The 26,247-nt window shown below is 37.0% G+C and carries 24 protein-coding genes; 13 read left to right on the top strand and 11 right to left on the bottom strand.

Annotated features, from left to right (window positions below; all coding sequences use genetic code 11):
* Position 1: 1 nt before the first annotated feature.
* On the bottom strand, positions 2 to 997 hold the full coding sequence (locus tag P3L44_RS04985) for a LacI family DNA-binding transcriptional regulator (protein WP_004260608.1): 996 nt from the start codon (positions 995 to 997) through the stop codon (positions 2 to 4).
* A 470-nt stretch (positions 998 to 1,467) separates the two neighbouring features.
* Between P3L44_RS04985 and P3L44_RS04980 the strand changes: the two genes are divergently transcribed.
* On the top strand, positions 1,468 to 2,097 hold the full coding sequence (locus P3L44_RS04980; RefSeq protein WP_140171284.1) for a response regulator transcription factor: 630 nt from the start codon (positions 1,468 to 1,470) through the stop codon (positions 2,095 to 2,097).
* Positions 2,098 to 2,699: 602 nt separating this feature from the next.
* Here P3L44_RS04980 and P3L44_RS04975 read toward each other — a convergent pair.
* From P3L44_RS04975 to P3L44_RS04965, 3 genes are all read right to left on the bottom strand, one after another.
* Positions 2,700 to 3,341, bottom strand: a complete 642-nt coding sequence (locus tag P3L44_RS04975) for a helix-turn-helix domain-containing protein (protein ID WP_140171286.1) — start codon at positions 3,339 to 3,341, stop codon at positions 2,700 to 2,702.
* A 215-nt stretch (positions 3,342 to 3,556) separates the two neighbouring features.
* Positions 3,557 to 4,891 carry a 30S ribosomal protein S12 methylthiotransferase RimO gene (rimO, locus tag P3L44_RS04970; RefSeq protein WP_112307185.1) on the bottom strand — a complete coding sequence of 445 codons (1,335 nt, stop codon included), beginning with the start codon at positions 4,889 to 4,891 and terminating at the stop codon, positions 3,557 to 3,559.
* Positions 4,892 to 5,084: 193 nt separating this feature from the next.
* Entirely contained in the window at positions 5,085 to 6,014 is a 930-nt protein-coding gene (locus tag P3L44_RS04965) for a PEP phosphonomutase (protein WP_096863319.1), read from the bottom strand.
* A gap of 281 nt (positions 6,015 to 6,295) precedes the next feature.
* On the opposite strand from P3L44_RS04965, the gene P3L44_RS04960 reads away from it, so the two are divergent.
* From P3L44_RS04960 to efeB, 5 genes are all read left to right on the top strand, one after another.
* Complete coding sequence (locus P3L44_RS04960; RefSeq protein ID WP_094960937.1) at positions 6,296 to 6,853, top strand: iron transporter; 558 nt, start codon at positions 6,296 to 6,298, stop codon at positions 6,851 to 6,853.
* Positions 6,854 to 6,948: 95 nt separating this feature from the next.
* Complete coding sequence (locus tag P3L44_RS04955; RefSeq protein ID WP_272662028.1) at positions 6,949 to 7,284, top strand: cupredoxin domain-containing protein; 336 nt, start codon at positions 6,949 to 6,951, stop codon at positions 7,282 to 7,284.
* Positions 7,285 to 7,295: 11 nt separating this feature from the next.
* Positions 7,296 to 8,129, top strand: coding sequence for an FTR1 family protein (locus P3L44_RS04950; protein ID WP_136133966.1), 834 nt, complete (start codon positions 7,296 to 7,298; stop codon positions 8,127 to 8,129).
* Positions 8,122 to 9,024 carry an EfeM/EfeO family lipoprotein gene (locus P3L44_RS04945; protein ID WP_136133965.1) on the top strand — a complete coding sequence of 301 codons (903 nt, stop codon included), beginning with the start codon at positions 8,122 to 8,124 and terminating at the stop codon, positions 9,022 to 9,024. The genes P3L44_RS04950 and P3L44_RS04945 overlap by 8 nt, the downstream gene beginning before the upstream one ends.
* 11 nt (positions 9,025 to 9,035) lie before the next feature.
* On the top strand, positions 9,036 to 10,310 hold the full coding sequence (gene efeB / locus P3L44_RS04940; RefSeq protein ID WP_200129263.1) for an iron uptake transporter deferrochelatase/peroxidase subunit: 1,275 nt from the start codon (positions 9,036 to 9,038) through the stop codon (positions 10,308 to 10,310).
* Positions 10,311 to 10,397: 87 nt separating this feature from the next.
* On the opposite strand, the gene P3L44_RS04935 is transcribed toward efeB, so the two are convergent.
* From P3L44_RS04935 to P3L44_RS04925, 3 genes are all read right to left on the bottom strand, one after another.
* Complete coding sequence (locus P3L44_RS04935; RefSeq protein ID WP_140171292.1) at positions 10,398 to 11,132, bottom strand: vWA domain-containing protein; 735 nt, start codon at positions 11,130 to 11,132, stop codon at positions 10,398 to 10,400.
* 180 nt (positions 11,133 to 11,312) lie between these two features.
* A complete protein-coding gene (locus P3L44_RS04930) occupies positions 11,313 to 12,209 on the bottom strand; it encodes a hypothetical protein (RefSeq protein ID WP_140171294.1) in 897 nt (298 codons plus the stop codon).
* Between the two features lie 164 nt (positions 12,210 to 12,373).
* Positions 12,374 to 13,300 carry a LysR family transcriptional regulator gene (locus P3L44_RS04925; RefSeq protein ID WP_153673130.1) on the bottom strand — a complete coding sequence of 309 codons (927 nt, stop codon included), beginning with the start codon at positions 13,298 to 13,300 and terminating at the stop codon, positions 12,374 to 12,376.
* A gap of 143 nt (positions 13,301 to 13,443) precedes the next feature.
* Here P3L44_RS04925 and P3L44_RS04920 point away from each other — a divergent pair, with 143 nt between their 5' ends.
* Together P3L44_RS04920 and P3L44_RS04915 are read left to right on the top strand one after the other, a co-directional pair.
* Positions 13,444 to 15,219, top strand: coding sequence for an adenine deaminase (locus P3L44_RS04920; RefSeq protein ID WP_272662027.1), 1,776 nt, complete (start codon positions 13,444 to 13,446; stop codon positions 15,217 to 15,219).
* Between the two features lie 41 nt (positions 15,220 to 15,260).
* Positions 15,261 to 16,604, top strand: a complete 1,344-nt coding sequence (locus P3L44_RS04915; protein ID WP_140171299.1) for an NCS2 family permease — start codon at positions 15,261 to 15,263, stop codon at positions 16,602 to 16,604.
* A 58-nt stretch (positions 16,605 to 16,662) separates the two neighbouring features.
* Here P3L44_RS04915 and P3L44_RS04910 read toward each other — a convergent pair whose 3' ends face one another.
* On the bottom strand, positions 16,663 to 17,067 hold the full coding sequence (locus tag P3L44_RS04910) for a RidA family protein (protein WP_136133959.1): 405 nt from the start codon (positions 17,065 to 17,067) through the stop codon (positions 16,663 to 16,665).
* A gap of 128 nt (positions 17,068 to 17,195) precedes the next feature.
* Positions 17,196 to 17,957: an aminoglycoside adenylyltransferase domain-containing protein gene (locus tag P3L44_RS04905; RefSeq protein ID WP_283658067.1), complete on the bottom strand. Its 762-nt coding sequence runs from the start codon at positions 17,955 to 17,957 to the stop codon at positions 17,196 to 17,198.
* A 668-nt stretch (positions 17,958 to 18,625) separates the two neighbouring features.
* Between P3L44_RS04905 and gltS the strand changes: the two genes are divergently transcribed.
* The 5 genes from gltS (at position 18,626) to P3L44_RS04880 (ending at position 24,524) form a co-directional block, all read left to right on the top strand.
* Complete coding sequence (gene gltS / locus P3L44_RS04900; protein WP_272662026.1) at positions 18,626 to 19,831, top strand: sodium/glutamate symporter; 1,206 nt, start codon at positions 18,626 to 18,628, stop codon at positions 19,829 to 19,831.
* Positions 19,832 to 20,043: 212 nt separating this feature from the next.
* Positions 20,044 to 20,952 (top strand): LysR family transcriptional regulator, encoded by a 909-nt coding sequence (locus P3L44_RS04895; RefSeq protein WP_140171303.1) that lies wholly within the window; start codon positions 20,044 to 20,046, stop codon positions 20,950 to 20,952.
* A 56-nt stretch (positions 20,953 to 21,008) separates the two neighbouring features.
* Positions 21,009 to 22,250 carry a D-amino acid dehydrogenase gene (locus tag P3L44_RS04890; protein WP_140171305.1) on the top strand — a complete coding sequence of 414 codons (1,242 nt, stop codon included), beginning with the start codon at positions 21,009 to 21,011 and terminating at the stop codon, positions 22,248 to 22,250.
* A gap of 2 nt (positions 22,251 to 22,252) precedes the next feature.
* Positions 22,253 to 22,606, top strand: coding sequence for a RidA family protein (locus P3L44_RS04885; RefSeq protein ID WP_140171307.1), 354 nt, complete (start codon positions 22,253 to 22,255; stop codon positions 22,604 to 22,606).
* Positions 22,607 to 22,862: 256 nt separating this feature from the next.
* Positions 22,863 to 24,524 carry an alpha-keto acid decarboxylase family protein gene (locus P3L44_RS04880; protein WP_272662025.1) on the top strand — a complete coding sequence of 554 codons (1,662 nt, stop codon included), beginning with the start codon at positions 22,863 to 22,865 and terminating at the stop codon, positions 24,522 to 24,524.
* 69 nt (positions 24,525 to 24,593) lie between these two features.
* Here P3L44_RS04880 and P3L44_RS04875 read toward each other — a convergent pair whose 3' ends face one another.
* Together P3L44_RS04875 and P3L44_RS04870 are read right to left on the bottom strand one after the other, a co-directional pair.
* Positions 24,594 to 25,604, bottom strand: a complete 1,011-nt coding sequence (locus P3L44_RS04875; protein ID WP_109912020.1) for an XdhC family protein — start codon at positions 25,602 to 25,604, stop codon at positions 24,594 to 24,596.
* A gap of 9 nt (positions 25,605 to 25,613) precedes the next feature.
* Complete coding sequence (locus tag P3L44_RS04870) at positions 25,614 to 26,177, bottom strand: NTP transferase domain-containing protein (RefSeq protein ID WP_140171312.1); 564 nt, start codon at positions 26,175 to 26,177, stop codon at positions 25,614 to 25,616.
* Positions 26,178 to 26,247: the final 70 nt, after the last annotated feature.

Here is a 26,247-nt window from a genome sequence, read left to right as displayed (position 1 = left end):
GTTAAAAAGAATTACGTTCTAACAAGTCGCAAGCAACATATTCAACACTATTTTGCTGCCGTTCTTCTATGATGTGTAAAGCGGCTTGTTGGCCTAATTGATAGTGCGGTAACACAACCGTACTTAATGGAGGATAAAATAGTTCCCCGACACCTATCATATTATCATAGCCAAGTACTGCGATATCTTGTGGAATACGTAAGCCACGACTAAGTAGTACTTGGTAAGCTAAAAATGCTATACGGTCATTTCCACAAATAATGACATCAAAATTCGGTTTTTTATTCTTAAAATGACTATTAATTAAAGCTATAACATCTAAATAATGCTCATCGCCTAACTCTAAATGATGTTGCTGAAGTGATGCTAGCGGTAAGTCAGCACTTGCCCACGCAGACTCCACCGCTTCACGGCGCATTTTTCCAGCAAGTGTCTCTTGCGGAATATAAAGACAAAGAGGATTTCGATACCCTTTCTCTATTAAGCGTTTTACTGCATTAAATTGACCATTAAAATCATCTGGCACATAAGCAGGGAACTGCCCATTTTTATCTATGCAATTAGCAAGAACCAAACGATTATTATGTAATGTTTCTGGAATCGCTACTTCTCGAAGCCCCATCGTAGTATAAATAATACCATCAGGCCGCTGAGATAATAATTGTCGGACAGCTCTTTCACTATCTTCGCTAGATGTAATATTAACTACAAAGCTACTCCAGCCAAATTGCCTCGCGGTTTGTTCTATTGAAAGAATGATTTCTACAGAAAAAGGGGTAGTTGCTGTATCGAGGGCCAAAACACCAACTGTCGAAACCCTAGAGCTTTTCCCTCTGATCTTTCGCGCTGAAAAATCAGGGACATAATTGAGTGACTCAATAGCTTGTTGGACTTGTTTCAAGGTTTCAGGCTTTAGTAATTCAGGGCTATTAATTGCCCTTGATACAGTCATCAATGAAACATTTGCAAGTCGAGCTACGTCTTTTAAAGAAGCCATTAAGTATATTCACTCATCAAAACTAGGTAAGTATTAATTTTAACATGTTAGATATAAAAAGTACTTAATCTTCGTCAATTCACAAGTTAAGAGCTATCACCTCAAAAAACAACATAAGTGTACATCTAAGACTTTTTATGACTAATGATTTAAGATATTATTGATTAGCTTTAGCAATATTTCTGTCTATCACTTTATGATAAAAACACATTTAATAAGTAAAATCACCTAAAATGTTACACGTCATTAATCGAATATTACCCAATGACACAAACTTTAACTATTGTTTCTATTTTTATATTAAATTTAACTAGATGATGTTTTTAATATAAATTAAGGTCAGTATTACATTAATAAAAAAAACAACGATCAGTAGAAAATATTATTGTGGAATTTAAATTTCACTTTATTTATCTACGTATTTTATCAGATTAGTATGAATATCAAATCAGTTCAACAGGAGTATGGTGATGAATAACACCATTCACGTAATCGTAGAAAGTGATAATGTCTTTAAGAATAAACTGAAATTAATGATGGAATCTTTTGGTTCTATCTTTAGATTTTATAATAACGAAGAAGTGTTTATGAGTAATTATACTTATCCTAATGAGGGTAATGTAAAGGAATGTATTTTATTATTCTTAAACAATGATGAAAATCGTATTAATCGATTAAACAATATAAATAATTCATTTGGTATTGTTCCATTCATTGTGCTTGCCGAAGAGCCTTCTATCAGTCTATGTCGAGAAAGCTTTAAAGCTGGAGCCTTTGATTTTTTTCCCTTTCCTTTCAAGGACATCGAAATATCAAATTCCATTAGCAACGCAATGGAATTATTTTTAAGTATGCATGAGAAGCATAAAAAATATACTCATCTCTCTGATAAATTTAATCGTCTTTCGGTTAGAGAAAGAGAAATTATGGATATGATATTAGAAGGTAATACCAGTAAAGAAACCGCAGAAAAACTGTCATTATCACCAAGAACTGTAGAGGTACATCGCTCTAATATTTATACAAAATTAGGAATAAAATCACTACCACAACTTATTCAAGAATACGAATATATTAATACCTATCCTAGATATATTTAATCTATATGCTATGTTTACCTTCTTATAGCGTTATTATTTCTGATGGCTTGATTCTAAGCCATCAGAAATTAACTATATGAAAAATACCTAAAGGTACTATAATTTAGATAAATATAGATTAATATTCTGTTAATTTTGAAATAATAACTTATTTTTATAAGTGATAAAAACAACACCACTCTGTTATGGATTAAAAACCTAAGTAAATTAATAATTCAGATGGTAATAATAACCACTAATAATCACAAAATAAAATTACATTTTTTTTAGTTATTAAAGTATTATTTACCCTCCCCATATCTCACTACTTTTTTAGTAAAACAATAACCTTTATCAACAAACTTTCTCTCTCATAAAACTAAAAAAATAAGGCTACAAACGACATACCTCTTTACCGTATCCAAGTATAATAAGCATCGTTTTCATTTTCTTTTCTCGATACATCAAGTAACGATACAAGTAGATAGATTACGCTTTATTTATCTATCGGCTGTCGTTCAAAATGTTGGTAAATATTTCGCGCTTCGCTGTTTTTATGCTTTGTAGCTGTTCAAAAAACACGCGAAAGCGCTATTTTTTACCATTCAGAGCATATAGAAGAGCTATTTGTAGTCCTTAATGTTAATTTCGTACTGCTTTAGCTTGCGCCATAATGTTGTCCGTCCCATATCAAGGACTTTATGCATTTTTTGAATTTTACCTTTGCAAGCTTGTGCAACTTCAATAATCAAAGCTTTCTCAACTGAATGAATATCTAAGTTAGCGAACCGTTGTTCGTCCTTATCTACCTTAAAAACACCTTGTTCGTAATAGCGAAATTTCAATTTTTCACTCACTTCCCTTGCTAAGGATTGCGTAAGTGCAAACAAAATATTGCAACTATTCTTAGTTGAAGATAAAACAACAACGAGTACAGGCTCACCAGTATGTGAATACACTGGTGCTAAGTAATAAAAAATTCCATGTAATTCAATTGGCTCTGCATACAACCTAAGCTGAGCCCCATAAGTTAAATTATCAGATAGTAAATTTGCTATCTCAAAGTTACCATCAAGCTCATGACTGAGCCAAAGCATTTTCCCATCAGTGCTCAGTAGAGAACTGCGAATATTATTATCATGTAACGAGGCTAATCCGCTCTCAATGGTTGTATGAGCAAGCTCTACGATATATTCATAATTATCTGAATTATAAATACTTTCTTTTACAGGTGTTGTAGTTGGAAATATTAAATGAGTTGACATAGTTATCCTTATTCTTCGATAAGAGTTATCTGATTATGTCAATTTGCCATTTAATTATTATATTCTAGATCAAGTTATTAATTGATAGGTTTACAACTATTGATCCGCATCAATTTTTCATAATTAAAAGTAGTAAATCAATGTAGTAAAAAAGAAAATGGCTAACTGAATCTATCTAAGTTAGCCATATACACTTCTAGAGCGCTTTTATTAAATTAAGCAGTAACAATATTTCCCCACAGATCATATTCATCTGCATGCTCAACTAATACTTTCACTATATCCCCAACGCTAACCTCAAATTCACCATTGAGATAAACCATACCATCAATTTCTGGTGCATCAGCCATACTACGCCCAATAGCACCTTCATCATCAACTTCATCAATAATGACTAAAATTTCTTTACCAATTTTATCTTGTAATCGCTGTGTAGAAATTTGCTGTTGTACTTGCATAAAACGATGATAACGATCTTCTTTTATTTCCTCAGGAACTTGATCAGCTAGTTCATTCGCTTTCGCTCCCTCGACAGGGCTATATTTAAAGCAGCCGACTCGGTCCAACTTAGCTTCCAATAAGAAATCTAATAGCATTTGGAAATCTTCTTCTGTCTCACCGGGAAATCCAACAATAAATGTTGAACGTAAGGTGAGTTCAGGGCAAATTTCACGCCAACGTTTAATCCGCTCAAGTGTTCTTTCAACGGCACCGGGGCGTTTCATTAATTTTAAAATTTTCGGACTTGCATGCTGTAGTGGAATATCTAAGTAAGGTAAAATTTTACCTTCTGCCATCAACGGGATAACATCATCAACATGTGGATAAGGGTAAACATAATGTAAACGCACCCATACGCCCATTGAAGCAAGTTGTTCGCATAACCCCACCATGCTAGTTTTTACAGGCTGACCATCCCAAAAACCCGTTTTATTTTTAACATCAACACCATATGCAGAAGTATCTTGGGAAATAACCAGTAACTCTTTGACTCCTGAAGCGACCAGACGCTTAGCTTCATTTAACACATCCCCGATTGGACGGCTATCTAAGTCCCCTCGCATTGAAGGAATAATGCAGAAAGTACAACGATGATTACACCCTTCGGAAATTTTTAAATACGCATAATGCTTTGGTGTCAATTTTACCCCTTGTTCAGGGACTAAACTCAAGAAAGGGTCATGTTCAGGCTTCGGAACATAGTGGTGAACATGATTAAGTACCTGCTCATAGCTATGTGGGCCAGTGATTTCTAAAACTTTTGGATGTACTTCACGAATTTGGTTTTCTTTCGCACCAAGGCATCCTGTCACAATCACTTTACCATTTTCATTCAGTGCTTCCCCAATCGCTTCTAATGATTCCTGCACTGCACTGTCGATAAATCCACAAGTATTCACAATGACTAAGTCAGCATTATCATAGCTTGGAACCACTTGATAACCATCAGTGCGTAATTCAGTTAAAATGCGTTCTGAATCAACTAGGTTTTTCGGGCAGCCGAGAGAAACGAAACCAATTTTTGGTACCGGATTAGTATTTTGCGACATAACTCACTTCTTTTATTGTGTTATAAATATTGTTTTAGAAAAATGGGCGAAATTTTACCTGAAGAATTGAGGGAATTGTATAAATTTTTATCGAAAATAATATGAATTTAAATCTAGAATAGATAGAAACAAATCTTGCTTTTAGTCGGTGATTTTCACAAATCATTTTGTAAAAACCACCTAAAAATGCCAATCAGCGATTAATTGAACGAGCGATACGAGAGTAAGTGTGCCTAACCCCTCGGATCACAATACTATAATTTAAAATATTCTCAGGTAATGCAATTCCGTTATACCCTGAATCACCAATATGATGTAAATCTGTCCCGGCCATTTTACACATTAATGCTATTTGCCGAATAGTTTGTAAATCTGCGCCTTCTTGAGAAGTCCCAATCGCTGTCATTGTCATCACACCTTGGGAATGGCAATAACCCACCATTTTTTGCACAAACTCTAACGAGATCCCGGGGACCGTTCCTGGAGCCGGAAGCAAAATGATATCTGCACCACTGTTAATAAAGGTACGAATATCATCTTCTGTTATGAGTTGCTCAGCCGAGGCATTCAAAACCCCTGCCGCGTGCATTTTCCCTGTAATAAGCACAATATCTTCGCCAACAACAGCTTTAAGCTCTTTAAGGCTCTGGTTAATTTCCTGATTAGTGACTCCATTTCCAGGGTTTCCCGTTAAAACAATAATGTCAGCACCCATTTCTTTTAACTTAATGGCATTTTTTACTGTTGCTAACCGCCCCTCTGACATTTTCCACTGCGCATCCTGTGTTGGATTATTAAATCCCTCAGGTACGGGCTCTAAATTAACGCCTATTGCTCTCCCCGTTAAACGCTTAAGAGTTCGAATGATTTCTTCGGGTTCAATCCCTTCGGGCAGGCCTTGCATAGTCGGTTGATTAACATCAAAAACATTCAGCAACAGGATATCGGCACCTTGGCTTGCAGCTAATTCAGCATTCGTTACGGTCATTAATACAGGCTGAATTGTACCAATGGTTTCAGAAACCAATATTCGCCCTTCACTGGCTTTAATTGATTCTAATAGATTCTTTTTATTGAATTTTGCGATTTCTGAAGCTGAACAATCAAGATAACGTCGTTGCATGGCTATACCTTTAGTTTCAACAAAATTGATGAAAAACTCATTTGTCATGAATATCTACATTCAAAATATATCACGTAGATAATAATAAACTGCCTAATAGAGCACACTATTAGCAAGTTATTTTTTGAAGAATAATAACTTTTTCTAACACATAGATTTTTATATAAAAATAATCATTCTCAGCAACGCGTTGTCAACTTATCAGAAATTATCACTTGTTTTTTATTAATAGTAATGATTATCATTACCACTCTATATCACTTATGGTAAGGACAAAAATAATGAAACTCGCCTATAAAGCTGCTGTTTCAGGTCTCGCGTTGTTTTCAATCTCAGCATTAGCTCAAGAGTACCCTCTCGGTCACCCTGTGATCAAAAACGGAATGGAAATCCAAGGTGTTTATTTACAGCCCATTACAATGGATACCGAAGAAGGCCATCATGCGATGTCTCACTTAGCTGCAGATAAAGCAGATGTCCACTTAGAAGCAGATATTCACGCTGTTGAAGATAACCCAAATGGCTTTGCAGAAGGCGATTGGATCCCTTACCTGACCATTGAGTATTCAGTGACTAAACTCGGTGATAAACCACAAACTCAAACAGGCACATTTATGCCTATGGTGGCGAGTGATGGCCCTCATTATGGGGAAAACATTAAATTAGATGGCAATGGTAAATACCGCGTCACCTATAAAATTTACCCGCCATCACACAATAAAGAAGTTGCCTTTGGGCGCCATATTGATAAAGAAACAGGTGTAGCCCCTTGGTTCCAACCTTTCGAAGTCTCTTGGGACTTTGACTACGCAGGTGTTGGCCGTAAAGGTAGTTACTAATTTTTTTATTAAAATTAGATAAGGGCTTAACCAAGGGAGTTATCTTGCGTAAGCCCTTTTTTGTTTGTTGTTATTAAAGGATAAACCAAGCCAAAATGAAAACATTACTGAGTTTTTTACTGGTTATCACTTGTACAATAGTTCCCTTATCTTCATTTGCTGCAGAAAAATATACTGTCGAATTAGAAATGAAAAATGGTGATCTCATCCCGCGAGTTCTTGAAGTTCCTGCAAAAACGATTATCCGCATTAAAATTACCAACACAGGTGCTGAACCCGCAGAGTTTGAAAGCATTCAATTAAGAAAAGAAAAAGTTTTAGCGCCGGGTGCAAGCTCAGTAGTGGTAATCGCACCACTGAAACCTGGTACGTACACTTTTTTTGATGACTTCCACCTTTCTCACCCCAAAGGCGAGATCATTGCGAAATAAAAGGATTTAGCATGGGACAAGTTCTGTTTGTTGTTTGGCGTGAAAGCTTTGAAGCGCTACTTGTCATTGGCATTATTTATGCGTGGATTAAACGTCACCCTGACGCACATAATGGTATGAAATACCTTTGGGCTGGTGTCGCTATCGGGGTTATAACCTCAATCTTATTGGCGCTTCTCATTTATGGTGTATTCAATGTCCTCGATGACACTGGGCAATCACTATTTATGATTTTTATGGAGTTACTCGCCTGTGTCCTGATTGTCCAAATGGTGTATTGGATGAACAAACATGGAAGTTCAATGAAATCCGAAATTGAATCAGGAATAAGCCGTAATGCCGCTCACCATAACTGGTGGGGAGCCGCATTGATTATTGCTATTGCCATTGCCCGCGAAGGGAGTGAAATCGTCGTCTTCCTATCTAGCTTTATTATGTCGCTAACCACATCTAATGCCTCGACTTTCTTTATCGAGGTCGGTGGTGGAATTGCGATTGCAGGTCTTACACTTTATGTTTTCCTACTAACAAATCGCTTAATTTCGTGGTCTATCTTCTTTAAAGTTACAGGGGTTATTTTATTATTCCTCGCATTATCTCTCTTACTTAAAGGTGTAGAAGAAAGTGCTAACTTATTGATTGAATATGATTTCGCTATCCCTGAGTTTTTAATTTACCCCGCTTGGGATACAACTGCATTTCTCGATGATTCTGGTATTGCTGGCAATTTTATCTCTTCTTTCTTTGCCTACCGTTCACAACCGATTTGGCTCAGCGTCATTACCTTTGTCCTTTATTGGGCTATTGTGATCCCATTGTTTGCTCGGAGCAAAAAAAATGTCTAGTTCACTGAGGCGGAATATCAAATGGATGTCTTTTAGCTTAATACTCAGTGTTGCCATTCCTACTTTGGTTCAAAGTAAAGCACTAAGATCCCCTGTGCAAACAGGGGACAACATCATTATTGCTAAAGGTGATATACCCACTCCAGAAAAATATCAACATGCAATCCAAACCTATTTAACCTTTGCCACTAATCAATTGGCAGAAATGGTCACACAATTGGAATTGTTGCAACAGAATTTACAGCAAGGGAAGCTGCAACAAGCTCAAACAGCATATATTCAAGCTCACCAGTACTATGAAACAGTGCGCCCGATTATTATTTTGTTTGGTAATACGGATAGGACAATTAACCCAAGAGCCGATTATTTCCTCGATAAAGAAACAGATTACCGCTTTACGGGGTTTCATCTTGTTGAGTACCAGCTATTTATGCAAAAGGATGCCAAACTTGCGTTAGCGGCAAACCAAGAGCTATTACTCAAAGGGCGTGATTTGCATAAACGAGTAGCAACTGAAACCATCGAAATACCCAAGCTTGTGCAAGCCTCGGCTGATTTTATTGAAATGATCTTAGAAACAAAATTGGGTGGTAAAGAAAATATCTACAGTTTGTCTGATTTAACTGATATTGCCGCTAATTTAGAGGGAGCAAAAAAAATAGTTGGGGTTCTTAAACCTTTTATCAAGCCAGAAACACTGGATAAAATACAGCAAAATGAACAGCTGATTAACCAAATAATGCAGCCATATCAACTGTCAAATACCACATATCAACCCTATAGCCAATTACAATTAAAAGACAAAATGGCGCTTTATTCATTACTCACTCAGCAAGCTGAAACCTTAGCCAAATTACGTGCTGAGCTTGATGTCGATGTTTACTATAAATATTAAGGCATATATTTATGCAAGCTAAACTAAGCAGTATATTGCAAACCAACGGAATGTCTCGGCGTAATGCCCTAAAAATACTCGCAGTTAGTAGCGCAGTTTTAGCTGCTCCAACATTAAAAGCGCAAGGGAAAATTGCTAATTGCCAGCTCACCTATAACAAAGCAATCAATTATCTTGGGCTACACCAAGCCGGTGTTTTAACACCTGAACCCAAAAATGCCACTTTTATTGCATTTAATACTACAGCGAATTCTGTCGAACAATTACAAACTGTTTTTACTTTACTGACTCAGCGTATTGCTCACTTAACTCAACCCCAAATAGAGCCGTCAATCAATAACGATAAGATGCCTCCGGCAGAATCAGGTATTCTTGGGACACAACAACAACCCGACTCACTAACTATCACCGTTGCTTTAGGAAATTCTCTTTTTGATAACCGGTTCGGCTTAAATAAAATTAAGCCTAAACATCTTAGTGAAATGACCAGTTTTCCTAACGATCGACTAGAACAAAAATGGTGTGGTGGTGATCTTCTTCTGCAAATATGTGCGAATAGCCAAGAAAGCGTTATCTATGCATTACGTGATATCCTACGTCATATTTCGCCATACAGTTTTCCTCTCTGGAAAATAGATGGTTTCTTACCTGCAAGAGATATTGATAACCACTCAACGCCTATCAACCTTTTTGGTTTTAAGGATGGAACAGGAAATGCGCCTGCCGATGACAATTCGTTAATGAACGAATTAATATGGATAACAAAAGGCAGCCAAGAACCGTCTTGGTGCGACGGAGGGACATACCAAGCAGTACGTCTCATTCGTTTTAATTTAGAGTTTTGGGATAGAACACCATTAGAAGATCAAGAAAATGATTTTGGCCGACATAAAGACTCAGGAGCACCAATCGGCATGAAAAATGAGCATGATGATCCTGAGTTTGAAAAAGATCCTCATGGTGACCGTATTTTATTTGATTCCCATATGCGCCGTGCAGAGCCTCGTAACCCTGAACGTTATACCGCAAAACTAAGGCGAAGAAGTTATAGCTATTCACTGGGGTTAACCGAAACAGGAACTCTCGATATGGGCTTAGTTTTTGTCTCTTTTCAACAAAATTTAAAGACAGGCTTTATTGACACTCAAAAACGGCTCAATGGTGAACCACTTGAACGTTATATCAAGCCTTTTGGTGGAGGGTACTATTTTGTATTACCTGGAGTCCAATCGGCACAAGACACACTTGCTGAAAAAATGTTTACAGCCTTAAAACAAACTAGCTAATTATATTTATAAAATGAAAGCCCTTATTACATTTGCCGTAAAGGCTTTATTCGAAGCGATATCATCTCTTTTTAATTGAACACATTATTATTTTTTACGTTCCTTCACATCCGCTTCGACTTCCTGTTTCCAGTCCTCTGATATTGGTGCAGACATTTGTTTAGCTTCCACCGCTTTATTTACAGCACGATAAGCTTTATCGTAACCTGTCCCATCTTGCACATAACCAGTGGCATTTGAACTTTTAATCCCAATATTTTCCGCTTCAGAAATGGCATCAATATTGGCTCCTAAGAAAATAAAATCCCATTTATCTTCTGTTTCAGCTGACTTAATCATAGCTTTAATTTTCGCCTGGGAATATTTACGGCTACTATTTTCTTGCCCATCTGTAATTATTACAAAAAGGACATTATTATTTTTAGTAACATTTCTATTTTCTTGCATTTTTTCAATGCCTTCTCCTATTGCGTCTAACAATGCGGTATAGCCACCAACAGGATAATCATCAAGTGTTAGATTAGAAACTTTTGCAATGGGTTCTCTATTATGAAGTAAACTTGTTTTGTCATTAAATAAAATAGTTGTAATGTAGGTTTTTGCTTTTTTTCCTTTATTTTCAGTTAATACACTATTATATCCACCAATTGTATCAGTCTCGAAACCTGACATAGAGCCACTTTTATCAAGAATGAATACTAAATCTAAAACATCGGGTTCTTTTTTGGTATCAATAATAGTTGTACTGCTAGCGACAGAAGAAAATAAAAACAAAAATATAGCTGATATGACGGTGAAAACAGATTGTATGGGTAAATTCATCGCCGAGTTCCTTGGTGAGATTAATAAAAATATAACTATCCCAATCTCGCTTTTTCGCCAACTATTTCAAATAAGATTACTCTGTATACTTAATAAGCATTATCTTAATTAATTTCAAAAAATTATTACTCGAAAATAGTTTTTTGAGTAAGCTTGTAAAGAGTAAATCTACTTAAATGATTACTCTTTTAACCAAATACCATTTTCTCTTACTACATTAATTTCTTGAATAAAATGATTATACTTTATATTTTCAGCAACAGAATTTGATGAAGCACTTCGAACCTGCTCCTGGACTAATTCTGTGATAGCCTGATGAAATTCTTGATTTAATTCTTTATGAATATTCACATCATCGGTATTTTTTAACCGTGTAACTAACTGAATTAATTTTTCGGCCTTTACCTGTACATTCTCATTATCAAAAGTAACAGTTGGGACTCCATACATAAATACCACATTGATAGAATCCGCAGCTTCATGATTAGCAGGATCCGGTAATAAATTTTGTCCGTATTCATTATCTAAATAGGCAATTAATTCATGTTTATCAAAGCACTTGGATTTAATATTTCCATCTAACTTATCATCATAAAGTGTGATTGAATCTGGAAAATTTTCACCAACCGGGTAGCTACACCTAAATATATTTCCATCAATAAGCGTTGCATTAGAACTGCGAACTGGCAGTTCAAGCTCGTGCCCATTAATCGTAATGGGGTAACTCGCAGGTTTAAACCTCTCTTCTTTGCCATCAACGGCATAAACTTCAGACAATGTGTAATAAACAAAATGATTTGGGTTAATAATACCGCCAGAGTTATTTTCAAAGACAAAAAAATCCGTCACGTTACCCTCATCGCTTTCTAACTGGTGTAACCCGCTAGAAAGTAAAACAACACCTTTATCTTCTGGTAAAACATCATAATCTTTACCATCTAGCTTAAACCTAATCGTGTTTGCGCTTGGATTACTATAATAAAATTTACCTTTACCACTTAAAAGCTCCATATCATCACAAGCGGAAAGTAATATAGCCGCGGCGATAAAACAGCTATATTTTAGTATAGTATTCATAAAGTTGTTCCAAAGCTTTTTAAAATCAATTTATTAACTAAAAAGTGAGCGCTATCTGTAACGCTCTTTAAGATATTATTATCGATATTGAAACCATTATTCAGTTATTCAAATAAAATAACTTTACGATAAATGCGGTAGTAATCTGCCTTAGTTGATAAATCTCATACGTTGTTATCACGCAATACTTTTAACAATACCTGAAAAACCTCGTCCATTAGTGGCGTCGCTTGCTCGCTATTACGAATTAAAGCGACTGTGCGCGTTAACTCCGGTTGTTGTAATTGCAAAACTTTCAATTCCGGGTCTCGTAAATGTACAGTATAAAGCAGTGGTAAAATAGCAATCGCTAATTTTGAACGAACTAAGCCATATAAGGTTTCAATATAATCTACTTGATAACGAATATTTAATTTTAGTCGGTGACTTTCCACCGTAGCAGCAACTAAACGTTGAATATTACCTTTCGAAAATACGGCAATATCACGATTATTTAGCAATTTCCACGGCAAGTGAAATTCATTGGTAGACACGGTATCATCATGATGAATAACAGCAACAAAAGGGTCATCCTGCAAGGGAAAGATATTTAAATTTTGAGGCACTGAGCTATCTAACACACCAATGCCAAAATCAATTTCATGATTGATAAGTTTATCAATCAAAGCGTCATTCGTTTGGTCATAAAACTCAATATTAAGCCTCGGAAAATATTGAGTTAATAATTCAGGTACAGCAGGAAATAACAAAGAACTTACGGAAGGAACTAGCCCAATACGCAATGTTCCATCCCCACCTTCCACGATTATTTTTTGAATTTCACTAAATGCACGGTGAGAAACACTCAGTATTTGCTGTGCATGTGGCAAAATTGCAGCGCCTAGCTCCGTTAATGTTACGGATGAAGCGGTGCGATTAATTAGCTTTCCTCCAATAACCGTTTCTATTTGCCGCAAAGCACTACTCAAAGCAGGTTGGCTCACCGCTAGACGATTTGCTGTCTCGGTAAAATGACGCAGTTTTGCTAATGTCACAAAATACTGTAGTTGTTTGAGCGTAAGTGCTGGCAGTCTCTGCCAAGGTTCTATCATAATAATGTACTTTTATTTTTATTGGGTTAGCCAATATATCTGTTCATTATAACCATTTCTTATCGCATGATAAATTTTATCATCTTGGCAAACGTTTGCGTTGCTCATAAAGTAACAGTCATTAAATTGAAGGAATGGTATTTATGAGCATAACAGAACAAAACAGGCGTCATGTCATTCAATCCGCTAAAGGTGAAAAGCCTTTTGACCTTTTACTCGCTAATGCCAATATTGTCGATATGGTCACAGGTGAAGTTCGCCTTGCAGATATCGGGATCACCGGCAACCTAATTGCTAGCGTTCACCCTACTGGAACCCGTACTGATGCAAATGAAATCCATGATTTATCAGGCTATTTCATTTCACCCGGCTTAATAGACACTCACGTCCATTTAGAAAGCTCACACTTGCCTCCTGTTCGCTATGCTGAGATAGTTCTAGCTCAAGGAACAACAGCTGTATTTTGGGACCCCCATGAACTCGCCAATGTACTAGGCCTAGAAGGTGTACGTTATGCCATTGATTCTAGCCGAAATTTGCCGCTAGATATTATGGTTGCAGCCCCTTCATCAGTACCATCAACACCTGGCCTAGAAATGTCTGGTGCAGACTTTGCTGGGGATGAGATGTCAACCATGCTGAGTTGGCCGGAAGTCCGCGGTGTGGCTGAAGTTATGGATATGTTTGGCGTGCTCCATGGCAGTGATAGAATGGAAGAAATTCTAAATGCAGGAATTACATCAGGTAAACTTATAGAAGGCCATGCAAGAGGCTTAAATGGGGCTGATCTCCAAGCTTATCTGGCTGCCGGAGTCACATCTGATCACGAATTAACCTCGGCTGAAGATGCCCTTGAAAAACTGCGTGCGGGCCTTACATTACAAATTCGTGGCTCTCATCCTTACCTTCTTCCCGATATTGTTGCCGCATTAAAATCCTTACCACATTTATCATCGCAAATTACAGTATGTACGGATGATGTTCCGCCCGATATGTTAATTGAAAAAGGTGGCATTATTGCGCTACTTAACCTTTTAATTGAGCATGGAATGCCGGCAACGGACGTACTACGCTTTGCTACATTTAATGCTGCAATGCGCTTGCAACGCCATGATCTTGGCCTGATTGCTGCGGGTAGAAAGGCAAATTTAGTCATTTTCGATTCATTGGAAACTTTGAAAGCGAAAGCTGTGTATGTATCTGGGCGAAAAATAGCTGAAAATAATCAGCTTATCAATGCATTAAATGTACCTAATGATATTTTACCTCCACGCGATACTATGCGACTTTCACCAATTACCCCAAATGATTGCACACTAAAAATTGCTGGAATCAATAATGGTAGTGCGCGTTTACGTCATATTCGTGGGGCACGCTTTACCCAATGGGGAGAAGTTGACGTACAAATCAACAATAGCGTGGTACAGCTTCCAAATAATTTCAGTCTTATTCGAGTTCAACACCGTCACGGCCGTCACGATGCTTTACCACAAATAGCCTTACTTGAGGGATGGGGCGAACTACGCGGAGCCATTGCGACAAGCTATTCACACGATTCACATAACCTCGTTGTTCTTGGACGTGACCCCGATGATATGGCTATCGCTGCTAATTTATTAATCGAGAGTGGTGGAGGTATGGCGTTAGTGCAAAATGGCCAAATTTTAGCCCATATTGCGATGCCAATAGCGGGGATGTTATCTGATTTACCCGCGCCTGAATTAGCCGCTCAGTTTCGTCAATTACGTGAATTAAGCAGTGAAATTGCAGATTGGGAACCACCTTATCGCGTATTTAAAGCCATTGAGGGAACTTGTCTTGCCTGCAATGCAGGGCCACATTTAACCGATTTAGGATTAACTGACGGAACAACACGCCAAATCGTTGACGCTGTTATCCATACGGTTAAGCACGCTTAGAAAATTAAAAATATCAAAAATAATGATAGGAGAGCCTATTAATGGCTGACAGTTCAATAAATACGCCAACATCAGGGAGTTGGCTGGAAAAACGCTTTGCTTTACGTGAACGTGGGAGTTCAGTGAAAACAGAATGTTTAGCCGGAGTTACTGGTTTTTTAGCTGCAGCTTACCTGCTAGTCGTGATCCCCGGCTTACTTGCCGCAGGAGGAATGGATAAAGGTGCAGCAACCACTGGAACAATTATTGTCTTCGTCATTGCCAGTTTATTAATGGCATTCTATGCGAATTTACCATTTATTGTTGGCCCCGGTATCGGAGGCTCTGTTCTTGTCGGTATTACTCTCGCAGGTAGTGAAGGCATTGACTGGCAAATAGGGCTCGGCATTGCTTGTTGGTCTGGAATTTTATTTTTCCTATTAACTAAATTTGGCTTGCGTGAGGTTGTTACACGCTCTGTTCCTCAATCAATTAAACTCGGATTAACTGCATCAATTGGTCTGTTCGTGGCCGTTTTAGGTTTTCGAAATGCAGGATTAGTACTTGCTAACCCAAAAACAAATGCACTAATGCTTGGGGATTTCCTTTCTCCTGGCGCATTAGTTGCACTCGCAGGCTTTTTCGTTGCGATTGCACTACAAGCTCGCAAAATACCAGGCGGAATTTTATGGGCAATTTTATTGGCAACTCTCTTAGGCATTCCTTTTGGCGTCACAAAATTGCCTGAAAGCTTTATTGGTATTCCACATTCTGTGGCACCTGTACTAGGACATGTAGACTTAATTGGCGCATTAAATATCGCTTTCCTACCTTTCTTATTTGTCTTTTTTGCTGCTGAGTTTTTCTCAACCATGGGAACAACTTTAGCCGTTGGCGGAGAGGCTGGCTTATTAGATAAAGAAGGTAATATGCCAAATATTAACCGCCCCTTTATCGTTGACTCAATTGCTGCTGCATTAGGCCCGTGGGTAGGTATTCCAGCGGCAACCGCACTCATTGAGTCCTCCGCTGCCGCAGAAGCTGGGGGTAAAACAGGTATGACCGCCCTTGCTGCTGCCTTTATGTTTTTATTAATGCTGTTATTTACGCCTATCGCATTAATGATCCCAGCCCAAGCCACAGCTCCAGCTCTAATTTTAATTGGACTAAATATGTTTAGTGGCTTACGAAAAGTGGACTTAGGCAATTTTACTGATGGCTTACCAGTATTAATGATGGTGATGATTACGTTAATCGCTAATAGTTTTGGTACTGGTATTGCAGGTGGGCTGTTATTTTATATTTTAATCAAAGCGGTTGCAGGCAAATGGAGAGAAATTCCAATAAGCTTGTGGATCCTTGCAGTACCTCTTATTTATTATTTCTCAACATTAGTAAAACACTAATACCACGAGTGCCAGAAAAGCCGACACTTCCACTGTCGGCTTTTCTATTCTAATAAATTTAGTTCAAAACTGCATGAGCTTCTATTTCTATTAGCCATTCTGGCAAGGAAAGCCCTGAAACAATAACCCAAGAAGATGCAGGTGACATATTTGGAAATTTTTCTTTTAATGCTCGCGCAATATCAGCTTGTTCCTTATGGCTGTTAAAGCCCTCTTTGATATAAATACGTAGCATAGCCACATGAGATAAATCGCCACCGGCCTCATGCAATACATGTTCAATATTAATTAATGATTGCACGGTTTGTTCGTAAATTCCCCCAGCAACAGTTTCTTCCGCAGCATTCACACCAACCTGACCCGATAAAAATAATTGTCGGGTTCCCGTTGTTTCTACGGCTTGGCTAAAGCCATACTGCAAAGAATTAAAGACAGACGCTGGATTTATCGATTTTTTAGTCATTTTTGTTCCATCGTTAATAAAACAGTAAGACAGTATAAGACTTTCACTTTTCAATTCATTAAATATCAGGCAAACGTTATTTAATTTGTATTAAAAAAGCATCAAAAGACACACTGGCTTATGTGCATCTAAGAATAAACACGAATACGCTCAGCTAAATAGTTCGCACACAAGGTGACTTCCACCTGTTGATTTTCCCAATCAACAGAAACACCAGTTAAATAGGCCTTTTTCGCTACCAGTAGCACCGAGGCCAATTCCACTGGCATGAGTTCTATTGCCCAAATGGCAGCCTCATCCTTTGATATAAATAGTCCCGTTTCCATGGTGTACCACATGCGTGCTAATGTCAGTAAAACATTACGCTCATCACCTTTTAGAGATAACTCTAAATTAGGGAGTGAATCTAACATAGCTCGGCGAATATCGTGCAGGCCAACAATAGGTAAGCCGTATATTTCCTTGTGCCATAAACTTACTGCTTCTTGTGACGCTTGGGCTAACATTAGTGTGAATTCAGGGTCTTGAGTTTGTCCTTCAAATACCCCTTGCTCGTACTCTGTACGTAACCACTCTCCATAAATTAATTCACATTTTGCAGGATAAGAAAGCATGTTTAATTCACTTGTTAAGAATACAACAATTTCCAGTGGTCGCCGGCCTTTTGGATCAATCGGATATAAGCCAGAAATATCCATTAAATCTCGTACAAGTTGTTCACGGCAAATATCAGTCACGGGGATATCAATCACCACAAGTAAATCAATATCACTCATTGGCCGTAACCCACTAGAAACAGAGGAACCGTGTAGATAAACTGCAATTAATGAATCAGAAAAATGTTTTCGCAGAATAACCAATGCTTGTTCTGCTTGGGGGGGAGTCACCATCATATCGCTCCTATCATATTTAATGATACTAATACTATTATAAATAGTAATTAAAATAATAACTTTAATAAAATCAATAACTAAATCACTGGCTTATTTTTATGGCATAAATAAAATGGTTAAAAAACTAAGCTATAATATTTAAATAGAATTACACTATTATTTTAATGAATAATATTCGCATTCATTCTACTGAGGTTAAAAGCAATCAATCGTTTAGCATACTGAGCCAAAACGATATGTCCAAGACATCAATTTTCATTTGAATTATTAAGCGCATTCTACATCATGTAGCATTCCCCCCTCTTCTCCTACATTTGCTAAACATCTTACATGCGGTACATCACACTTCTCATCATTCATATTGAATACGGCTTTATAACCACGAGATAAAACCAGTGCAAATATTAATCACCACATAAATGATACCAAAATACATATCAAACAGAAAAATCATAATTAACAAATAGTTAAATTGAAAATAAATAATTTACTACGGGATTGGATGACTCGACAAATGAAAAAATAAGAATGTCGCAGTTAACTAAAAGTTATAGATACCCAAACAAAACTCATTGTTAAACAAAAGTTATGCAAAGTAATTTAATTTATCGCTAATGTTAAATAACAACGGTGAAAGTTCTGGTAAACTAACTTGAGGTAAAATAATGATCCTAGATGCCAGCTACACTTTATTAGTCGCTTGTTTGGCGCTATTGATTGGTATGTTTGTTGTAAAATACACTCCTTTTCTACAAAAAAACCATATTCCTGAAGCCGTTGTTGGCGGTTTTATTGTTGCTATCATTCTATTAACTGTCGATAAAACAGCTGGATACTCATTTACTTTTGATGCTTCACTACAAAGCATTTTAATGATTACGTTCTTTTCATCAATTGGATTGAGCTCAGATTTTTCGCGTTTAATAAAAGGTGGTAAGCCACTTATTTTATTAACTATCGCAGTGACTATCTTAATTGCTATTCAAAATACCGTTGGTATGGGAATGGCTGTCATGCTTAATGAAAGTCCATTTATTGGCTTAATTGCAGGCTCAATCACACTTACGGGTGGCCACGGCAACGCAGGAGCTTGGGGACCAATACTGGCTGATAAGTATGGCGTGACTGGTGCTGTTGAATTAGCTATGGCATGTGCAACCCTAGGTTTAGTATTAGGTGGGTTAATTGGCGGCCCTGTTGCTCGTCATTTATTGAAAAAAGTTTCAATCCCTAAAAGCACTGAACTCGAAAAAGAAACGATCGTTGAAGCCTTCGAACAACCGAGTGTTAAACGAAAAATTAATGCTAATAATGTTATTGAAACCATCTCAATGCTGATTATCTGTATTGTTGTCGGTGGCTATATTAGTGAGTTTTTTAAAGATACTGTCATGCAATTACCAACCTTTGTTTGGTGCTTATTTGTCGGTATTATTATTCGTAACGTCTTAACCCATGTATTTAAGCATGAAGTTTTTGAACCAACTGTTGATGTTTTAGGTAGCGTTGCCTTGTCATTATTCTTAGCAATGGCGCTAATGTCCTTAAAATTCGGTCAACTCGCCAGTATGGCAGGCCCTGTTCTGATAATTATTGCTGTCCAAACGGTAGTTATGGTTCTATTTGCAACATTTGTTACCTTTAAAATGATGGGTAAAGACTATGACGCAGTTGTTATTAGTGCTGGGCACTGCGGGTTTGGAATGGGTGCGACACCAACCGCTATCGCTAACATGCAGACCGTCACTAAAGCATTCAGTCCTTCTCATAAAGCATTTTTAGTGGTGCCAATGGTAGGGGCATTTATTGTCGATATTTCAAATAGTATCTTAATTAAAATCTTTATCGAAATCGGCACGTATTTTACCTAGTACGCAATCATAAAGGCCAGGCTATAACCTATGTATATCATCTGGCCTTCTCTTTTTTATCACCATTGAATTTAAACCGCCTAATTACCTTTCATCATTTTCAGTACCAAATAAATAGTTGTTCAGATTAATTTGTATTAATTCGGTAGAATATGCGAATTAATACAAATAGTCGGTTTCGGTGAGTCAAAGCAAATAGTAGGTTTCTGAAAATGAAATTAAGGCATCTCGATATTTTTTATGCAGTCATGACATGTGGCTCTTTAACTCGTGCAGCGGAGGTTTTACATATCTCACAACCCGCGGCAAGTAAGTCCTTAAAACATGCAGAACAACAACTTGGCTTACTCTTGTTCCAGCGAATAAGAGGAAAGTTAATTCCCACGGCTGAGGCAAACCTGCTATTTGAAGAAGCCAAAGAAGTTTATCAAAATCTAGATAAACTAAGAATTTTAGCGCAAAATTTATCACGTGATCCGCAAGGTAAACTAGCCATTGGTTGTCTACCTAGCTTAGGGCTAAACTTAGTACCTGAAGTGACCGCGCAATTTATTAAAAAACACCCCAATATCAAACTCACGATCGGTACACATCATACAACGGATATTCTGCAGTTATTAACCCAACAAAATCTCGACATTGGTATTGGCTTTAATCTTGAAATTGAAGGGGGCATTACTGTTCTTCCCATTGCTGATATCCCATTAGTCTATGTGGATAGTAAATTACCATTGCACTCCCCTGTATCACTCACCGATATAGACCAAGAGCGTTGGATCCATCCTGGGTCTGACTCCTTATCTCAGCTATTACAAAAGCGCCATGAGTTTGCAGAATCAAATATTAGTGTTCATACCTACCATATGGCAGCAGAATTTGTTCAAGCGGGTTTAGGCTGTAGTATTACGGATATTTTTTCAGCCGAACATACGCTACCTGAGTCAATGATTTACCCACTAAAAGAAGGTTTACATCTTGCCGTATCTGTTTTTCATCGCGCAGACAAACCATTAACCAAAGCTGCACAAAATTATGTTAATACTTTGGCATCCACACTTGAAAAAAGAAATAAAGTAGTTAACCAAAAGTTATACTCTAGTAATGAAAACTCAATTGTTTAGTTAGCTTATTCACCGTTAAATAATAACATCTTGGTTATTATGGGTTACGGATTATTATGACTAAACATGTGGTGGTTATTGGAGCTGGTGTAATTGGTTTAAGCACCGCCTATGCATTAATTAAAGCAGGCCAAACCGTAACATTAGTTGAATCAGATACCGATGTTGGCATGCAGACCAGTTTTGCTAACGGTGGGCAACTCAGCTATCGCTATGTATCTCCTCTTGCAGACGCCGGTGTTCCTTTGCAAGGCCTACGTTGGATGGGGAAAAATAATTCTCCTTTAAATCTAAAAATAACGCCTTCAATACAACAATGGTCTTGGCTTGCACAATTTACATTAGCTTGTAACCGTAAAACCAATAAAATTAATGGTGCTCATCTTTTACGTTTATCACTTTTTAGCCAAGAAATAATGAATAAATGGCGTAACAATGGTGATATTTCTGATTTTGCTTGGGAGAAATCAGGGAAATTAATTATCCACCGAGATAATAAAAGTTTTCAAAAAGCCAGCGAAACAGTTGATAAACAATTTCAAAAAATATTAACACCCTCTGAAATTGTTGGGCTAGAACCTTCTTTAAAAGACATACAGTCTCAGCTGGTAGGTGCAATATATGCCCCTGATGATGAGAGTGCAGATTGCTATTTATTCTGTAAGAACCTACTGCAATATTTACTCACGCAATCTCAATTTAATCTTTGCTTACAACATAATGTTCAATCTTTCATTAAACAAGATGACTGCATTACAGGAGTAGCCACTCACCAGGGAACTATTCAAGCTGATGATTTTATTGTTTGTGCCGGCAATGGTAGCCGCGAATTGTTAAAACTACTAAATATTAATGTCCCAATTTTAGGGTTAAAAGGCTATAGCTTAAGCGTAGAATACCCGCAGGTAGAACATATTGTTCCGAAAATTAACGTGACTGATTACGGCAATAAAATTGTCTATGCCAAACTTAATGATCAATTACGCATTGCTGCGATGGTTGATATTGGTTATGACAAGCATGGTTTACGTGAAAATAGAATACAAGCTCTTAAGAAGATTATTAAACATACCTTTCCTGAACTACCTAAAATTGACGATGCTGAAAGCTGGTGTGGGTTACGCCCTTCAACACCAAAAGGCCCACCGATATTAGGAAAAACAACCTATAAAAATTTATGGCTTAATGTTGGACATGGCAGTTTAGGGTTTACTCTTGCCGCAGGCAGCGCGGAAATATTGACTCAATTAATTACAGAACAAAAAACGCCAATTTCTTTAACTGGATTAACGAGGTAATCATGTCCATAAAACGTAACAACCCAAAACCACGCTTAGCTGATAGCGTTGAATATTCAGGTTTAGTTTACTTATCAGGGCAAGTACCTAATGATCTAACGGGTGATATCACACAACAAACCAAAGACGTTTTTGCCAAGATTGATTCATTACTTGCTGCAAGCAACAGTGATAAAACACGTATTTTATCCGCCCAAGTTTGGATTAAAGATATCAAACGGGATTTTGCTGCCTTTAATGCGGTATGGGAAAGTTGGATGCCTATAGAAAATAGCCCTGCCCGTGCAGCTGTTGAAGCCAATATGGCTCGGGAACAAGTACTGGTAGAAATTATGGTGATTGCGGCTCAGCGTTGATCTCTGTTTAGTGATATTTTAAATATAAAAAAGCAGTGAGGCTGACTGCTTTTTATTACTCTACCAATTTAATCTTCTATTTGATTTTATAATATCTGATTAAATAATGAATTTAATCAATTTCGTTAGACTTATTATAAAATAAAGACTTTCATTTTCACCCTCCTTAACTATTATCAAATCAATTTCAATAAAAATAAATAGCTAATAAAAAATTATAAATGAAGAAAAAATAATTATTAACTGGAGAGACTAAATGAAAGAAACCGTGATTGAATATATTTTATCGAAGTTATATGACTTAGGCATTGAAGATATTTTTGGTGTTCCTGGTGATTATTCATTTCCTATTAATGACGCTGTTTGTGTTAGTTCTCGACAGCGTTGGATTGGTAATTGTAACGAACTAAATGCAGCCTATGCCGCTGATGGCTATGCTCGAATAAAAGGTACCGCTGCATTATCAACCACATTTGGCGTTGGCGAATTAAGCGCACTCAACGCAATAGCGGGTTCCTATGCAGAAAGGTTACCGATATTTCATCTTGTCGGAATGCCACCAAGCCAATCAAAGAAAAAACGTCTAATTAACCATCATTCTTTAGGTGATGGTGATTATGATGTTTTCTATAAAATGAGCCAGCATATTGTCTGCGCCCATGCCATTATAACCCCAGAAAATTGTATTGAAGAAACAGAGCGATTAATCACTTGTGCCTTACACGAGCGTCGCCCAGTTTATTTTGGATTACCTGCTGATTATGCTGTAAAAACTGTAGTTAAGTCACCTCATAATATGGTTCCATTAATACCAAAAACCAATCCAGAAATACTAAAAAACATTATCCATCTCATCTTAAATAAATTAATAAATAGCCAGCAACCCTGTTTATTAGCAGGGTCAATATCTCTACGTTTAGGATTACAAAAAAGCTTACAAACTATTATCGAAAAAACCAATATTCCCTATACAACCTTTTATATGGATAAGAGTGTTTTAGATGAAACTAATACACAATATATTGGAATGTATGCGGGGGAGTTCATCAATCCACAAGTGACTTCATTTGTAGAAAACTGTGATTGTGTTTTAAATATCGGCACTATAATGTCAGATTTTAATACTGCTTGTTACACCTCTAATATTGAAGAGGGAAACATAATACACATTATGGATAATTACGTTGTGATTAGTGGCCAACGCTACGATGAGATTTATATGAAGGATGTCATCTCATCGTTAAAAGATAAATTGACATCAACTTCTAATTATTATTTTTATCATAATAATTACCCTAAAGCACAATCACTTGGTACACCAATAAATTCAAAAACACAAGAAATAACGGAAACATTCTTATACCCTCGTTTAGAAAAAATGCTCAAGCCTAACGATATTATATTTGGTGATACAGGAACATTTACCATGGGCTTATCATTTGCACTTTTACCTAAGGGGGCATCATTTCATTCTCAATCTTTATGGGGATCAATTGGCTGGGCCACTCCTGCTGCATTAGGAGCAGCTTTAGCATCTCCCTCCAGCCGTCTTATTTTAATAACTGGTGAAGGTGCTCACCAATTAACAATACAAGAAATTAGTCAATTTTCACGATTTGGGCTTAAGCCTATTATTTTTGTTCTAAATAACGACGGCTACCTTATCGAACGACTATTTTGTAAAGAACCTGAATATTATTATAACGATGTTACTCAATGGAATTATGCACAACTGCCTTCGGCATTTGGGTGCGATGATTGGTATTGCCAAAAAGTAACAACCTGCGATGAACTCAATGATGCCTTACAACATATTGAAACTCTCGATAGCGCAGCTTACATTGAAATAATGACAGACAGGTATGACGCATCAAAGTATTTAGTAAAAATGGGAGAAGCTATTACTTCTACATACTAACTATATTGTTTGTAGCTAGCTCCGCCATCTAAAATGGCGTGAGCTATTAGAAATAAAATTACATTGTATTTAATTTATACTCACTAACTTTTTCGTTTTACATGTAATCTCTGATGAGATCACGCCATTTTTATAAGCAACAATGTCGGCCATTATCGCTAAAGCAATTTCTGGCGGTGTTTTACTACCAATTGGAATACCAATCGGAGCATGAATGCGTTCTATTTCCTCTTCCGTCATCCCACCGGATGCTATAAGCCGTTCACGACGGCGAGCACTAGTTCTTACTGACCCCATTGCACCAATGTAAAAAGCATCTGTATTAACCGACTCCATCAGTGTTAAATCATCAATACGGGGATCATGGGTTAAGGAAACAATGGCAGTATTTGGAGAGCAACCCTGTTCTTCTAAATAGCGGGCGGGAAATAAAGAAATAACCTCAACTTGAGATGGAATTTGTGGTGCAAACCGCGCTATTTCTTCTTCTCGGTGATCGCAAATAATGACCTCAAAACCCAATGTTAACGCAAAATTAGCGCAATAAGCCCCCACAGTGGAAATACCTGCAATGATTAGGCGAGGAGGAGCCGCAATGTATAACTGAATTTTATCGCCATCACGTTCTATCTGTGTTGGTTGTTCTGACTTATTAGCTATATGAATTTCACCACTCTGCGGCAATAGAACTTTTTTGATAATGGCAGAATAACCTAATAACGCATTTTGGATCTCAACGAGATAATTAAGTGATTTTTCATTATTTGGTAGATATTCAATCAAAACATCTAAACTACCATCACACGGTAAATTAACTTTAGTCTCAATCCCGCCTCTTCCATAGCGAACAACTTGGCTGCTACTCACATAATTATTATTTTTTATGCGCTGAATAAAATCCTCTTCAATACATCCACCAGAAAGTGAACCTATATATTGACCGTCCTGTTTTGCAACCAACAAAGAACCCGGGCTTCTCGGCGAAGAACCATAGGTATTTAATACGGTACATAACCAAATTGGTTGCTCTTTTATCCAAGCAACGGCTTGAGAGATAACAAAAACATCTTCACGCAACATATTCATCCCTTATTCGTTATCAACACTTGGATAATCAATATCTTTCACAACATTTTCATCATTTATGTCCAGTTTATAGACAAAATTATCCTGTAATATTGATTTTGCCCCTTCATCGCCGGACAATTTAATTAAATCTGAATAATATTTTGCAGATATTCCCACTGGATGCCCCAGTAAACTATTATATACTGGCCGTACTAACGTATGTTGTTTTAATTCATTTGCTATACGTATAAATAATCTACTATTGATGTATGGCATATCTGCTAAATGAATTATCCACCCATCTAAATTTGAAGTATTTTTAACACCAAATGCGATTGAATCACCTAACCCAGTACTATTTATCAATGAGTATGGAATATTAAATTGTAAACAATTATTAATGACGCCTTCATTCTCAGGCCGAGTTACTACATGAATAGGAATTCCGCTATCTATTGAATTAAAAAGTGTTTTTTCAAATACCGTGCTTTTCCCTAGCCCAAAATTTAATTTACTGCCTTTACCTCCAGCGTTTTGAAAACGCTCACTTTTTCCTGCTGCCAATATCAAAATACAAATATTCATGGTTTTTATTCTAAATCGATATACTGATTGCGTATCTCATAAATAAAGTATATTCAGTAAGATCACAAGA

Source organism: Providencia sp. PROV175 (assembly GCF_032707045.1).
GTDB classification, from domain to species: domain Bacteria; phylum Pseudomonadota; class Gammaproteobacteria; order Enterobacterales; family Enterobacteriaceae; genus Providencia; species Providencia hangzhouensis.
The sequence above is the reverse complement of the archived record's forward strand: the minus strand, read 5'-3'. Positions and strand labels throughout refer to the sequence as shown.

Excerpts from the sequence above, each read along its gene's own strand:
- P3L44_RS04985 (WP_004260608.1), bottom strand. The coding sequence starts at position 997 with ATGGCTTCTTTAAAAGACGTAGCTCGACTTGCAAATGTTTCATTGATG.
- P3L44_RS04980 (WP_140171284.1), top strand. The coding sequence starts at position 1,468 with ATGAATAACACCATTCACGTAATCGTAGAAAGTGATAATGTCTTTAAG.
- P3L44_RS04975 (WP_140171286.1), bottom strand. The coding sequence starts at position 3,341 with ATGTCAACTCATTTAATATTTCCAACTACAACACCTGTAAAAGAAAGT.
- rimO (WP_112307185.1), bottom strand. The coding sequence starts at position 4,891 with ATGTCGCAAAATACTAATCCGGTACCAAAAATTGGTTTCGTTTCTCTC.
- P3L44_RS04965 (WP_096863319.1), bottom strand. The coding sequence starts at position 6,014 with ATGCAACGACGTTATCTTGATTGTTCAGCTTCAGAAATCGCAAAATTC.
- P3L44_RS04960 (WP_094960937.1), top strand. The coding sequence starts at position 6,296 with ATGAAACTCGCCTATAAAGCTGCTGTTTCAGGTCTCGCGTTGTTTTCA.
- P3L44_RS04955 (WP_272662028.1), top strand. The coding sequence starts at position 6,949 with ATGAAAACATTACTGAGTTTTTTACTGGTTATCACTTGTACAATAGTT.
- P3L44_RS04950 (WP_136133966.1), top strand. The coding sequence starts at position 7,296 with ATGGGACAAGTTCTGTTTGTTGTTTGGCGTGAAAGCTTTGAAGCGCTA.
- P3L44_RS04945 (WP_136133965.1), top strand. The coding sequence starts at position 8,122 with ATGTCTAGTTCACTGAGGCGGAATATCAAATGGATGTCTTTTAGCTTA.
- efeB (WP_200129263.1), top strand. The coding sequence starts at position 9,036 with ATGCAAGCTAAACTAAGCAGTATATTGCAAACCAACGGAATGTCTCGG.
- P3L44_RS04935 (WP_140171292.1), bottom strand. The coding sequence starts at position 11,132 with ATGAATTTACCCATACAATCTGTTTTCACCGTCATATCAGCTATATTT.
- P3L44_RS04930 (WP_140171294.1), bottom strand. The coding sequence starts at position 12,209 with ATGAATACTATACTAAAATATAGCTGTTTTATCGCCGCGGCTATATTA.
- P3L44_RS04925 (WP_153673130.1), bottom strand. The coding sequence starts at position 13,300 with ATGATAGAACCTTGGCAGAGACTGCCAGCACTTACGCTCAAACAACTA.
- P3L44_RS04920 (WP_272662027.1), top strand. The coding sequence starts at position 13,444 with ATGAGCATAACAGAACAAAACAGGCGTCATGTCATTCAATCCGCTAAA.
- P3L44_RS04915 (WP_140171299.1), top strand. The coding sequence starts at position 15,261 with ATGGCTGACAGTTCAATAAATACGCCAACATCAGGGAGTTGGCTGGAA.
- P3L44_RS04910 (WP_136133959.1), bottom strand. The coding sequence starts at position 17,067 with ATGACTAAAAAATCGATAAATCCAGCGTCTGTCTTTAATTCTTTGCAG.
- P3L44_RS04905 (WP_283658067.1), bottom strand. The coding sequence starts at position 17,957 with ATGGTGACTCCCCCCCAAGCAGAACAAGCATTGGTTATTCTGCGAAAA.
- gltS (WP_272662026.1), top strand. The coding sequence starts at position 18,626 with ATGATCCTAGATGCCAGCTACACTTTATTAGTCGCTTGTTTGGCGCTA.
- P3L44_RS04895 (WP_140171303.1), top strand. The coding sequence starts at position 20,044 with ATGAAATTAAGGCATCTCGATATTTTTTATGCAGTCATGACATGTGGC.
- P3L44_RS04890 (WP_140171305.1), top strand. The coding sequence starts at position 21,009 with ATGACTAAACATGTGGTGGTTATTGGAGCTGGTGTAATTGGTTTAAGC.
- P3L44_RS04885 (WP_140171307.1), top strand. The coding sequence starts at position 22,253 with ATGTCCATAAAACGTAACAACCCAAAACCACGCTTAGCTGATAGCGTT.
- P3L44_RS04880 (WP_272662025.1), top strand. The coding sequence starts at position 22,863 with ATGAAAGAAACCGTGATTGAATATATTTTATCGAAGTTATATGACTTA.
- P3L44_RS04875 (WP_109912020.1), bottom strand. The coding sequence starts at position 25,604 with ATGTTGCGTGAAGATGTTTTTGTTATCTCTCAAGCCGTTGCTTGGATA.
- P3L44_RS04870 (WP_140171312.1), bottom strand. The coding sequence starts at position 26,177 with ATGAATATTTGTATTTTGATATTGGCAGCAGGAAAAAGTGAGCGTTTT.